The sequence below is a fragment of the Streptomyces sp. NPDC054872 genome (assembly GCF_053610705.1).
In genome coordinates this window covers 175,868-188,736 of the sequence record NZ_JBSGYY010000009.1, presented here as the reverse complement: position 1 = coordinate 188,736, position 12,869 = coordinate 175,868, and the positions used below count along the sequence as shown (strand labels likewise).

Annotated in this window: 8 protein-coding genes; 6 read left to right on the top strand and 2 right to left on the bottom strand. The window is 69.3% G+C overall.

Going from position 1 to position 12,869, the window contains the following annotated elements; all coding sequences use genetic code 11:
• The first annotated feature begins 50 nt into the window (after window positions 1–50).
• The 4 genes from ACWGIH_RS13850 to ACWGIH_RS13835 are packed head-to-tail and all read left to right on the top strand — an operon-like array spanning window position 51 to window position 7,048.
• A complete protein-coding gene (locus tag ACWGIH_RS13850) occupies window positions 51–2,105 on the top strand; it encodes an IucA/IucC family protein (protein ID WP_453443408.1) in 2,055 nt (684 codons plus the stop codon).
• Between the two features lie 36 nt (window positions 2,106–2,141).
• Window positions 2,142–2,972: a GNAT family N-acetyltransferase gene (locus ACWGIH_RS13845; protein ID WP_453443406.1), complete on the top strand. Its 831-nt coding sequence runs from the start codon at window positions 2,142–2,144 to the stop codon at window positions 2,970–2,972.
• A 58-nt stretch (window positions 2,973–3,030) separates the two neighbouring features.
• On the top strand, window positions 3,031–4,965 hold the full coding sequence (locus tag ACWGIH_RS13840; RefSeq protein WP_453443404.1) for an IucA/IucC family protein: 1,935 nt from the start codon (window positions 3,031–3,033) through the stop codon (window positions 4,963–4,965).
• 40 nt (window positions 4,966–5,005) lie between these two features.
• Window positions 5,006–7,048, top strand: a complete 2,043-nt coding sequence (locus ACWGIH_RS13835; RefSeq protein ID WP_453443402.1) for an ATP-dependent DNA helicase — start codon at window positions 5,006–5,008, stop codon at window positions 7,046–7,048.
• Between the two features lie 146 nt (window positions 7,049–7,194).
• On the opposite strand, the gene lexA is transcribed toward ACWGIH_RS13835, so the two are convergent.
• Window positions 7,195–7,977 (bottom strand): transcriptional repressor LexA, encoded by a 783-nt coding sequence (gene lexA, locus ACWGIH_RS13830; protein WP_363209982.1) that lies wholly within the window; start codon window positions 7,975–7,977, stop codon window positions 7,195–7,197.
• Window positions 7,978–8,471: 494 nt separating this feature from the next.
• Here lexA and nrdR point away from each other — a divergent pair, with 494 nt between their 5' ends.
• Complete coding sequence (gene nrdR / locus ACWGIH_RS13825; protein WP_453443401.1) at window positions 8,472–9,026, top strand: transcriptional regulator NrdR; 555 nt, start codon at window positions 8,472–8,474, stop codon at window positions 9,024–9,026.
• A 134-nt stretch (window positions 9,027–9,160) separates the two neighbouring features.
• Window positions 9,161–12,052, top strand: coding sequence for a vitamin B12-dependent ribonucleotide reductase (locus tag ACWGIH_RS13820; protein WP_453443400.1), 2,892 nt, complete (start codon window positions 9,161–9,163; stop codon window positions 12,050–12,052).
• Window positions 12,053–12,166: 114 nt separating this feature from the next.
• Here the strand turns inward: ACWGIH_RS13820 and ACWGIH_RS13815 are convergent, their stop codons facing one another.
• Window positions 12,167–12,694 carry a TerD family protein gene (locus tag ACWGIH_RS13815; RefSeq protein WP_453443398.1) on the bottom strand — a complete coding sequence of 176 codons (528 nt, stop codon included), beginning with the start codon at window positions 12,692–12,694 and terminating at the stop codon, window positions 12,167–12,169.
• Window positions 12,695–12,869: the final 175 nt, after the last annotated feature.

Genomic DNA, 12,869 nt, shown 5'->3' with positions numbered 1-12,869 from the left:
AGCTCCAGCCCGTCGCCCCGGAGCCCGAACGACTTCACAAGGAAGCTCTCTTGAACGCCACCCCCGCATCCGAAGGTCCACCCCACCCCCACGTGCCAGGCGCGTGCGGCAAGCAATCCTCGCTGGTGGCGGAGCCCGGTACGGTCCCCAGGCAGCAGGGAGGCCTGCAGACGGAGCAGTTGCGAGGCGCGACCGCCGATCTCCTGGAGCACCCCGATCCGCACACCGCCGCGCAAGTGGCGGCCATCGAGAACCTCCTGCGCTGCTGGGTACGCGAGAACGACTTCCCCGCCCCCGAGCACGGCGTACTGCGTGTCCCGCTCAAGGCCAGCGGCACCGCGCTCCTCGTCCCCGTGTACTACTGGTCGGCCACCGGCTGGCACCGCTTCGGCCTCCCCTACCTGGAAGACGGCCCCCAGAGCGCACCCCCGGCCGATGCCGTCACCGTGGCCGCCCTGCTGGGCCGCGAAACGGGCCAAGGCAGCGGAGCGCTTGCCCCGGACGGCGAGCCCGGCCACGCCGACTCCGGCAGTGCCGACTCCGACCACACTGACTCCGGCCGCACCGACTCCAGCAGCGCCCCGGACCCAGGTGCGGTCATCGGCCCCGCAGACCTCGCCGGTGGCGGCGGGGACGACGGTGAGCGGGTCGAGGGCGGGGATCTCGTCGGCCGCGTCGCCGACTCCGTGCGGCGCACCGCCACGTTCATCGCCGACCGCCGGAACAACCCCGGCGACGAGCCCGACCTCTTCCTCGCCGCCGAACAGTCCCTGCTGCTCGGCCACCCCCTGCACCCCACCCCGAAGAGCCGCGAGGGACTCTCCGACACCGAATCCCGGCTCTACTCACCGGAGTTGCGCGGCGGCTTCGCCCTGCACTGGCTCGCCGTCGACCCGTCGGTGCTCGCCGCGGACTCGGCCTGGACCGAGCGTGGCCGCACCCTCCCGGCCGAGCAGCTCACCGCCCGCCTCGCCGGCCCGGACCTGCCGCTGCCGGAAGGCCACGCCGCTCTGCCCCTGCACCCGTGGCAGATGCGTGAGCTCAGGCACCGCCCCACGACCGCCGCCCTCCTGGAAGCCGGCCTCCTCCAGGACCTCGGCCCGCACGGCGCACCCTGGTACCCGACCTCCTCCGTGCGCACCCTCTACCGCCCGGGCGCCCCGGCCATGCTGAAGCTCTCGCTCGGCCTGCGCATCACCAACTCCCGTCGTGAGAATCTCCGCAAGGAACTCCACCGGGGCGTCGAGGTCCACCGACTGCTGCGCAGCGGCCTCGCCGAGCAGTGGCAGGCGGTCCACCCGGGCTTCGACGTGGTCCGCGACCCGGCCTGGCTCGCCGTGACCGGCCCCGACGGCGCCCCCGTGACCGGGCTCGACCTGATGATCCGGCACAACCCCTTCGGCCCCGGCGACGACGCCACCTGCATCGCGGGGCTCGTCTCGCCCAGGCCGTCACCGCACTCCACGGGCCACGACCGTCCCCCGATGCGCTCCCGGCTCGGCGAGATCGTTACCCGCCTCGCCGGACGGACGGGCCGCCCCCGGGGAGCCGTCGCCACGGAGTGGTTCCTGCGCTATCTGCAGAACGTCGTGCGCCCCGTGCTCTGGCTGGACAGCGAGGCGGGCGTCGCCCTGGAGGCCCACCAGCAGAACACCCTGCTGCTGCTCGACTCCGACGGCTGGCCCGTGGGCGGTCGCTACCGCGACAACCAGGGCTACTACTACCGCGAGTCCCGACGCGCCGAACTCGACCGCAGGCTCCCCGGCATCGGCGAGCACAGCGACACCTTCGTGTCCGACGAGGTGGCGGACGAGCGCTTCGCCTACTACCTCGGCATCAACAACGTCTTGGGCCTCATCGGAGCCCTCGGCTCCCAACGCCTCGCCGACGAGCGCCTGTTGCTCGCCGCTTTCCGCCGTTTCCTCGCCGACGTCGTCTCCGGCCCGGCCGCGCTGAGTACGCCGCTGCCTGCCCTGCTCCTCGATTCACCCGTCCTGCGGTGCAAGGCCAACCTGCTGACCCGTCTCCGCGGTCTCGACGAGCTCGTGGGCCCCGTCGACACCCAGTCCGTCTACGTCACCATCGCCAACCCCCTTCATTCCTGAGGAACATGACCCGTCTTTCCTGAGAGGAGCGACGCCGTGCCTCCGCCTCCCCCCGATGCGAGCACCGACGCCGGTACCGAGTCCGTGGCCGAACCCGTCACCGAGTCCTGTGCCGCCGACAGGGCAGACGTCCAGGACACCTTGGACCTGCGCCTCCCGGACGAACTCATCGCACTGTTCGGCGCGGGCGGCGCGAGCGTCGCGGCCGAAGCGCCGAACGCGTACGCCGGACGCATCGGGGCCGACGTGCGCACGGCGGCCCGTGCCCAGGCTCCGACGGTCGCCTCGTCAGCCGACGACCTGCTCGGCAACATCGCCGACTGGGGCCCCGCGACCACCTCGGCCGGTGTCTTCCAACTGGTCCCCGTGCGTGTCGAACGCGATCTCCCCCTGATCAGCCGGTGGATGAACGACCCCGCCGTGGCGGCCTTCTGGGAGCTGGCCGGCCCCGAAGCCGTCACGGAGACGCATCTGACCGGCCAGATCGACGGTGACGGACGCAGCGTCCCCTGTCTCGGCGTCCTCGACGGCACACCGATGAGCTACTGGGAGGTCTACCGCGCGGACCTCGACGCCCTGGCCAGGCACTATCCGGCCCGTCCGCACGACACCGGTCTTCACCTCCTCATCGGCGGCGTCGCCGACCGTGGCCGAGGACTCGGCACCTCGCTGCTGAGAGCCGTCGCCGACCTCGTGCTCGACCACCGCGCCTCCTGCGCACGTGTCATCGCAGAACCCGACCTTCGCAACACCCCCTCCGTGTCCGCATTCCTGAGCGCCGGTTTCCGCTACGCCGCCGAAGTAGACCTCCCCGACAAGCGGGCGGCGCTCATGGTCCGTGACCGGGCCTTGCGCGCAGTGCTCTGACCCGCTCACTGCCGGTGCACCGCTCGACCTGATCCGGTTCCCTCCCTGAGGAGTCCCCGTGCCGAATCCGTCCGTCCCTCCGACACCCCGAGAGCCGTCCGCTCTCTACGACCCGCCCGAGCTGACCGCGGACAGGTGGGCGACGGCCGGGCGCCGCCTCCTCGCCAAGATGGTCGGTGAGTTCGCCTACGAGGAGATCATCGAGCCGGTCCCCGACGGCCCGCGAAACCCCGTCCCCGCCGCACCGGGAGTCCTGGACAGCTACAGCCTCCGGCTCGACCGTGACGACGGCGCAGAGGGTGAGAACGGCACCGGCCACGACGCCTCCGCCGCAGGCGAGCCAGGTGCAGCCCGGCGACAGACAGCGCCCCGCCTCCTCTTCCGCGCCCGCCGAGGCTCGTACGGCAGCTGGCACGTCGACCCGGCCAGCCTCGCCCTGACCGAGGGCGACGGAGCGCCGCGCCCCTTCAGCGACCCCCTCCGCTTCCTCACCAGGGCCCGCCGCACCCTGGGAATCGACGGCGCCACCCTCGGCCACCTCATCCGCGAGCTCACCGTCACACTCACCGCCGACGTCCGGCTCGATCAGACCGCCCTCACCGCGGCGCAGCTCGCCGACCTCGGCTACGCCGAACTCGAAGGGCATCAGACCGGACACCCCTGGCTCGTCCTGAACAAGGGCCGCATCGGTTTCTCCGCCGGTGACGCCGCCCGGTGGGCGCCCGAGGCCCGCCTCAGCGCGCAGCTCCCGTGGATCGCGGTCCGTTCCGACCTCGCCGCCTACCGGGGCGTCGCGGGGCTGGACACGGCGGAAAAGCTCTACACGCGCGAACTGGCCCCTGCCACACGGGAGTTCTTCGCGAACGTCCTCACGGCACGTGGGCTCGATCCGCACGCCTATCTGTACCTGCCGGTGCATCCGTGGCAGTGGGACGACGTCGTGCTGCCCCTCTTCGCCCCCTCCGTGGCCGAGGGCGCGATCGTGCCGCTGCCCACCGACGGTGATCTGCGACTGCCCCAGCAGTCCATCCGTACGTTCCTGAATCTGTCCCGTCCCGACCGGCACACCGTCAAGCTGCCGCTGTCGGTCCTGAACACCCTGGTGTGGCGCGGGCTCCCGACCGAGCGCACGCTCGCCGCCCCCGCCGTCACCGCATGGATGCACGCCCTGCGCGACGCCGACCCCTTCCTGCGCGACGAATGCCGGGTGATCCTGCTCGGCGAGGTCGCTTCGGTGACCGTCGAGCATCCCTTGTACGACGGCCTTCCTGAGGTCCCCTACCAATACAAGGAACTGCTCGGCGCGATCTGGCGCGAACCGGTCACCCGGTATCTCGCCCCCGGCGAGCGCGCCCGCACGCTCGCCTCCTTGTTGCACACAGATCCGGACGGCAAAGCCTTCGTCGCCGAGCTGGTCGAGCGCTCCGGGCTCGCCCCCGAGGCCTGGCTGCAGCACCTCTTCGGTGCTCTGCTGCCTCCGCTGCTGCAGTTCCTCTACCGGTACGGCACCGTGTTCTCCCCTCACGGGGAGAACGCCATCGTCGTCTTCGACGACAAGGACGTCCCCGTCCGTCTCGCGGTGAAGGACTTCGTCGACGACATAAATGTCAGCGCCGAGTCCGTTCCCGAACACGCGTCGATGCCGGACGACGTCCGCGAGGTACTGCTCACCGAACGCCCCGACTTCCTCACGCAGTTCATCCATGCAGGGCTCTTCGTGGGTGTCTTCCGCTACCTCGCCCCGCTCTTCGACGAACAGCTGGGCACCCCGGAGTCGACCTTCTGGTCCCTTGTCCGCGCCGAGATCCTCCGCCACCAGGCGCGAGCACCCCAGCTCAAGGAGCGGTACGAGATGTTCGACCTGCTTACGCCGCGCATCGAGCGCCTGTGCCTCAACCGCAACCGACTGCACCTTGACGGGTACCGGGACCGTCCCGAGCGACCACACGCCGCCGTGCACGGGAGCGTCCCGAACCCTCTGCATCAGCCTTGATCGAAGGATTGTCAGTGGAGACCCGTAGGGTGGTCGCGCTATGACAAAGCCCTCCCTTCCCGAGCTCCTGCACGCCGCTGTCACCGCCGTCGGCGGCACCGAGCGCCCCGGCCAGGTGACGATGGCCGAGACCGTCGCCGAGGCGATCGACGACGGTTCCCATCTGCTGATCCAGGCAGGCACCGGCACGGGCAAGTCCCTCGGCTACCTGGTGCCCGCGCTCGCCCACGGTGAGCGCGTGGTGGTCGCGACCGCCACCCTCGCGCTGCAGCGCCAGCTCGTGGAGCGTGATCTGCCGCGGACGGTGGACGCCTTGCATCCGCTGCTGCGCCGCCGCCCCCAGTTCGCCATGCTCAAGGGCCGCTCGAACTACCTGTGTCTGCACCGCCTCCACGAAGGCGTGCCGCAGGAAGAGGAGGAGGGGCCGGGCCTCTTCGACCAGTTCGAGGCCGCTGCCCCCACCAGCAAGCTCGGCCAGGACCTGCTGCGGATGCGCGACTGGGCGGACGAGACAGAGACCGGCGACCGGGACGACCTGACTCCCGGCGTCTCCGACCGCGCCTGGTCCCAGGTCTCGGTCTCCTCCAGGGAGTGCCTGGGCGCGTCGAAGTGTGCGTACGGAGCGGAATGCTTCGCCGAGGCGGCACGGGAACGGGCCAAGCTCTCCGAGGTCGTCGTCACCAACCACGCGCTCCTCGCGATCGACGCCATCGAGGGCGCCCCCGTCCTGCCTCAGCACGAAGTGCTGATCGTGGACGAGGCGCACGAACTGGTCTCCCGGGTGACCGGCGTCGCCACCGGTGAGCTCACCCCGGGCCAGGTCAACCGAGCCGTGCGCAGAGCCGCCAAGCTCGTCAACGAAAAGGCGGCAGATCAGCTCCAGACCGCGTCCGAGGGCTTCGAGCGCGTGATGGAGCTCGCTCTCCCCGGCCGTCTGGAGGAGGTCCCGGAGGACCTTGGATACGCGCTGATGGCTCTGCGCGACGCCGCCCGTACGGTCATCTCGGCCCTCGGCTCGACGCGCGACAAATCGGTCCAGGACGAGGACGCCGTACGCAAACAGGCGCTCGCCTCCGTCGAGACGATCCACGACGTCGCGGAGCGCATCACGAACGGCTCCGAGTGGGACGTCGTCTGGTACGAACGGCACGACCGCTTCGGAGCCTCGCTGCGCGTGGCTCCGATGTCCGTGTCGGGCCTGCTCCGCGAGAAGCTCTTCAGCGATCGCTCGGTCGTCCTCACGTCCGCCACCCTCAAGCTCGGCGGCGACTTCAACGGCGTGGGAGCCTCCCTGGGGCTCGCCCCCGAGGGCATCGAGTCCGAGGACGCCCCGGCCTGGAAGGGCCTCGACGTCGGTTCGCCGTTCGACTACCGCAAGCAGGGAATCCTGTACGTCGCCAAGCACCTGGCCCGGCCGAGCCGTGAAGGCACGCGCAGCGACATGATCGACGAGCTGGCCGAACTGATCGAGGCGGCAGGCGGCCGTACGCTCGGCCTGTTCTCCTCCATGCGCGCCGCTCAGAACGCCGCGGAAGAGCTCCGCGACCGTCTCGACATGCCCATCCTGCTGCAGGGCGAGGAGACGCTGGGCGAGCTGATCAAGAACTTCGCGGCGGACACGCGGACCTGTCTGTTCGGGACGCTTTCCCTGTGGCAGGGCGTCGATGTGCCGGGCGCCAGCTGCCAGTTGGTGGTCATGGACAAGATCCCCTTCCCGCGCCCCGACGACCCCCTGATGAGCGCTCGCCAGAAGGCGGTGGACGACGGGGGTGGCAACGGCTTCATGGCCATCGCCGCGACCCACGCGGCGCTGCTGATGGCGCAGGGCGCGGGCCGGCTGGTGCGGGCCTCCGCGGACCGTGGGGTGGTCGCCGTCCTTGACCCCCGGCTCGCGACCGCGCGCTACGGCAGCTATCTGAGGGCTTCGCTCCCCGACTTCTGGTACACGACGGACCGCAATCAGGCCCGCCGCTCCTTGGCCGCGATCGATGCGGCAGCCAAGGCGGACCCCGAGCCGAACCCCGAGCCTGACCTCACGGTCAATCCGCAGACGGACGACGAGGACGAGGCCGCCGAGGCATAGGAAACGGCCCGGGGCTGATGCCCCGGGCCGACTCCCAGGTCTGGAGGGGCGGGCCGCGGACGCCCGGGACTGGAGGAACGGCCGCGGACGCAGCAGGGCCCCGGAACCGGCGCAGTTGGTTCCGGGGCCCGGTCAGGGGCGGAGGCTCACACTCGCCGCAGCACCGCCACCACCTTGCCGAGGATGGTGGCCTCGTCACCGGGGATGGGCTGGTACGCGGAGTTATGAGGCAACAGCCACACGTGACCGTCCTCGCGCTTGAACCGCTTCACCGTGGCTTCACCGTCGAGCATGGCGGCGACGATGTCGCCGTTCTCCGCGACCGGCTGGCGGCGCACCGTCACCCAGTCCCCGTCACAGATGGCGGCCTCGATCATCGAGTCACCGACGACCTTGAGGACGAAGAGCTCACCGTCACCGACGAGCTGCCGGGGGAGCGGGAAGACATCCTCCACCGACTCCTCGGCGAGGATCGGGCCACCGGCCGCGATACGGCCCACCAGCGGGACGTACGAAGCGGCGGGCTTGCCTGCGGTGTCCGTGGGCTGGCTGCTCGGCTGGTCCGAGCCACGCACCTCGTACGCCCGGGGGCGGTGCGGGTCGCGGCGCAGGAAGCCCTTGCGCTCCAGGGCCATCAATTGGTGCGCGACCGACGAGGTGCTGGAGAGGCCTACCGCCTGCCCGATCTCCCGCATGGACGGCGGGTACCCCCGCCGCTGCACCGAGTCCCTGATGACCTCGATGACACGGCGCTGCCGGTCGGTGAGCCCTGAGCTGTCTGCGCGGATACCAGGAGGTCGGCCCGGTAGGGAGCGGGTGGGCTTGGGGCCCTCCTGGTTCGTGGCTGCGTCATTCATGGCATGCACCGGCTCGAGTCGGCTCTGGCGGTCCTGGGCAGTGATGGTGGCGCTGTCTGCGGTGGTGGTCACGTCGGTAGGCCCCTCTCGAGATGTTCTCCCTAGTTAGCCAACGGTAGTTGCTTTCGAAAGGTTGCGCCAAACACACGTTCGAGTGAAAAATCGCAGATCGCCTGTTCTGATCATGCGTCTGGGTGTATGGCTAACGTTCGAGCCGACTGGCATTTCGGTTCATTACGGTACGCTTCACCGCCAGGGCCGCCGCCCCCTCAGTGGGGCTCCCATACTGCCACTCGGCACCCGGTCAACCCCGCACCGCCCCCTTCTCGTGCGCTGCGCGAGGCGGGCCCGCGCCCTTCCCGGCGAACCGTGGGTGCGCGACACGCGATGGGGCCGGATTTACGGCCAAACCCCAGATCTAGTGGTTGGATTGCAACCACGGCCCAGAAGTTGTGGTCCCCGGTCTTTTCAGGCCGTGGGCATCGCCTATGCTTGGGGCTGCTTCGAGGGCCCCACGGGCCTGCTGAGGCCTATGAGTCGTGTCGTGAAGGAGGGTTGGGAGTTCCATGCACTGCCCCTTCTGCAGGCACCCCGACAGTCGCGTGGTCGACAGTCGCACCACCGATGACGGCACGTCGATCCGCAGGCGCCGTCAGTGCCCTGACTGCTCCCGTCGTTTCACGACCGTGGAGACGTGTTCGCTGATGGTGGTCAAGCGCAGCGGCGTGACCGAACCGTTCAGCCGTACGAAGGTGATCAACGGCGTACGCAAGGCGTGCCAGGGGCGGCCGGTGACCGAGGACGCGCTCGCGCAGCTCGGCCAGCGGGTCGAAGAGGCGGTGCGGGCCACCGGGAGTGCCGAACTGACCACGCACGACGTCGGTCTGGCCATACTCGGTCCGCTGCAGGAGCTTGACCTCGTGGCCTACCTGCGCTTCGCGTCCGTGTACCGGGCGTTCGACTCGCTCGACGACTTCGAGGCTGCCGTCGGGGAGCTGAGGGACCAGCGGGAGAAGCGGCTCGACGAAGAGCCGCGGGGCGCCGGCGGGGAGCCCGGCGCTAATGAATGCGGGCCCGGAGGGACTGTCGAAGTCCCGGTGCCCGCCACTGCCGCCGACTGACCGGCTGAACGGCCGACGGCGGCACACACAGACCTGTTGCGGAAGCCCTCGCGGTTTTCGCGGCACCGGACAACACCGTGTCACGGGAACATCGTGGCACTTCAGGGCGTTTTAGCCTGATACAGGGAGGCGGCATGACCGAGACGACGAGCGGCCCGGCACGAGGTTCCCGAGCCAAGGGATCCAAGGCCAGCAAGGGTCTGCGTATCGAGCGCATCCATACGACGCCCGGCGTGCATCCGTACGACGAGGTGGTCTGGGAGCGCCGAGACGTCGTCATGACCAACTGGCGCGACGGCTCGATCAACTTCGAGCAGCGTGGCGTCGAGTTCCCCGACTTCTGGTCGGTGAACGCGGTCAACATCGTCACCAGCAAGTACTTCCGCGGGGCCGTTGGCACCCCGCAGCGCGAGACCGGCCTCAAGCAGCTGATCGACCGCATCGTGAAGACGTACCGGAAGGCCGGCGAGGACTACAGCTACTTCGCCTCGCCCGCCGACGCCGAGATCTTCGAGCACGAGCTGGCGTACGCCCTCCTGCACCAGATCTTCAGCTTCAACTCGCCGGTCTGGTTCAACGTCGGGACGCCCCAGCCGCAGCAGGTCTCCGCCTGCTTCATCCTGGCCGTCGACGACTCCATGGACTCGATCCTCGACTGGTACAAGGAAGAGGGGATGATCTTCAAGGGCGGCTCCGGAGCCGGCCTGAACCTCTCCCGCATCCGCTCCTCCAAGGAACTGCTCTCCTCCGGCGGCAACGCCTCGGGGCCGGTCTCCTTCATGCGCGGTGCCGACGCGTCCGCAGGAACGATCAAGTCGGGTGGCGCCACGCGCCGCGCGGCCAAGATGGTCATCCTCGACGTCGACCACCCCGACATCGAGGGCTTCATCGAGACCAAGGTGAAGGAAGAGGAGAAGATCCGCGCCCTTCGTGACGCGGGCTTCGACATGGACCTGGGCGGCGACGACATCACGTCCGTCCAGTACCAGAACGCCAACAACTCGGTCCGCGTGAACGACACGTTCATGAAGGCGGTCGAGGAGGGCGGCAAGTTCGGCCTCACGTCCCGCATGACGGGCGACGTCATCGAGGAGGTCGACGCCAAGTCGCTCTTCCGCAAGATGGCCGAGGCCGCCTGGGCCTGCGCCGACCCCGGCATCCAGTACGACGACACCATCAACGCCTGGCACACCTGCCCGGAGTCCGGCCGGATCAACGGCTCGAACCCGTGCAGCGAGTACATGCACCTGGACAACACGTCCTGCAACCTCGCCTCGCTGAACCTGATGAAGTTCCTCAAGGACGACGGCCTGGGCAACCAGTCCTTCGACTCCGAGCGCTTCTCCAAGGTCGTCGAGCTGGTCATCACCGCGATGGACATCTCCATCTGCTTCGCGGACTTCCCGACGCAGAAGATCGGTGAGAACACTCGCGCGTTCCGCCAGCTCGGCATCGGCTACGCCAACCTCGGCGCCCTCCTGATGGCCACCGGCCACGCCTACGACTCCGACGGCGGCCGCTCCCTGGCCGGCGCCATCACCTCCCTGATGACGGGTACGTCGTACAAGCGCTCCGCCGAGCTCGCCGCGGTCGTCGGCCCCTACGACGGCTACGCCAAGAACGCCACGCCGCACAAGCGCGTCATGAAGCAGCACGCCGACGCCAACGCCTCGGCCGTCCGCGTGGACGACCTGGACTCGCCGATCTGGGCCGCCGCCACGGAGGCCTGGCAGGACGTGATCCGCCTCGGCGAGAAGAACGGTTTCCGTAACTCCCAGGCGTCCGTCATCGCGCCGACCGGCACCATCGGTCTCGCGATGTCCTGCGACACCACGGGCCTGGAGCCCGACCTCGCCCTGGTGAAGTTCAAGAAGCTCGTCGGCGGCGGCTCGATGCAGATCGTCAACGGCACCGTGCCGCAGGCCCTGCGTCGCCTGGGTTACCAGGAGGAGCAGATCGAGGCGGTCGTCGCCCACATCGCCGACCACGGCAATGTGATCGACGCCCCCGGCCTGAAGCCCGAGCACTACGAGGTCTTCGACTGCGCGATGGGCGAGCGTTCCATCTCCGCGATGGGCCACGTCCGGATGATGGCGGCCATCCAGCCGTGGATCTCCGGAGCGCTCTCCAAGACGGTCAACCTGCCGGAGACGGCGACCGTCGAGGACGTCGAAGAGGTCTACTACGAGGCCTGGAAGATGGGCGTCAAGGCGCTCGCCATCTACCGCGACAACTGCAAGGTCGGCCAGCCCCTCTCCGCCAAGAAGAAGGAGCAGGAGAAGGCCGAGGTCACCGAGAAGGCCGAGGACACGATCCGTGCCGCGGTCGAGAAGGTGGTCGAGTACCGCCCCGTCCGCAAGCGCCTTCCCAAGGGCCGCCCGGGGATCACCACCTCCTTCACCGTGGGTGGCGCCGAGGGCTACATGACCGCCAACTCCTACCCGGACGACGGTCTCGGTGAGGTCTTCCTGAAGATGTCCAAGCAGGGCTCGACCCTCGCGGGCATGATGGACGCCTTCTCGATCGCCGTCTCCGTGGGCCTGCAGTACGGCGTTCCGCTGGAGACGTACGTCTCGAAGTTCACGAACATGCGCTTCGAGCCGGCCGGCATGACGGACGACCCGGACGTGCGGATGGCGCAGTCGATCGTCGACTACATCTTCCGCCGCCTGGCGCTGGACTTCCTGCCCTTCGAGACCCGCTCCGCGCTCGGCATCCACTCGGCCGAGGAGCGTCAGCGTCACCTGGAGACGGGTTCGTACGAGCCGTCGATGGACGAGTCGGACGTCGACGTCGAGGGTCTGGCCCAGTCCGCCCCGCGTCAGCCCGAGGCCCTGAAGGCGGTCGCCGAACCGAAGGCCGAGACCGAGGCTCCGCAGCAGGCGCACACCAGCGCCGAGCTCGTCGAGATGCAGCTCGGCATTCAGGCCGACGCGCCGCTGTGCTTCTCCTGCGGCACGAAGATGCAGCGGGCCGGCTCCTGCTACATCTGCGAGGGCTGCGGCTCGACCAGCGGTTGCAGCTGACCCGGCCGGGAGCTCCCGGTGCTGTCGGCCGGGAGTGAAGCCTGATCGTCCAGGGCGGTGATGCCGAGAAATCGGCGTCACCGCCCTTGGCGTTCCTCGCTCCGGGGGCCGTGCTCAGATCTCGGTGCCCATCACCGCGGCGAAGGACGTCGGGTCCGCGTCGAACCCGCGGACCATCTCGCGGAAGGACCACGCGCCCGACTCGTCCCGGTTGAACTCGGCGATCGTCGCCGCCGTGTACGCGGAGACAGCGGAGAGGTCACTCAGCGCGAGATCGGTGTGCCCTTCGCGGATGCGCACCCCGGTGTTCGGGATGTCGCCGAACACCTTCCGCGCCTCGCCTGGCTGTATGGCGACGCCGACCACCACGCGCGCGTAGGCAGCCGCGAGCCGGTCGAGCTCCAGGGTCATGACCTCGTCGAAGCCGAAACCCTGGCCCGTCTTGCTGTCCCTGTTGAGGGTGATCGTCCCGTCGGGGGCGCGGCTGTCGAAGTGCACCAGGTACACCGGGCTGTCGTACGGAGCGTGCGCGGCGTAGGTCGCCGCGATGATGTCGAGATCATGTGCGGGCGCACCGACCGGGCTCGGGTCCCATTTGAGCCCCACCTCGACCTTCTTGATCCCCTTGCTGACACTGCTCACTAAAGCTCCCCCTCTTCGTCGTCCCGGCTGCCGCTTCCGCACCACACCTGTCCGGACGGCATGTCTGACAGACACGCTACGGCGTATGACTGACATCACTGAAGTTTCCTGATCGATAAGGCTGTTGGGGCTGACGCGGACATTCCATGCTGCTGAGGCATCCCCATGGGGGACG

Bases quoted from the DNA above. Each gene is read 5' to 3' on its own strand.
- ACWGIH_RS13820 (WP_453443400.1), top strand. From the start codon at position 9,161: ATGACCGAGACGACGAGCGGCCCGGCACGAGGTTCCCGAGCCAAGGGA.
- ACWGIH_RS13835 (WP_453443402.1), top strand. From the start codon at position 5,006: ATGACAAAGCCCTCCCTTCCCGAGCTCCTGCACGCCGCTGTCACCGCC.
- nrdR (WP_453443401.1), top strand. From the start codon at position 8,472: ATGCACTGCCCCTTCTGCAGGCACCCCGACAGTCGCGTGGTCGACAGT.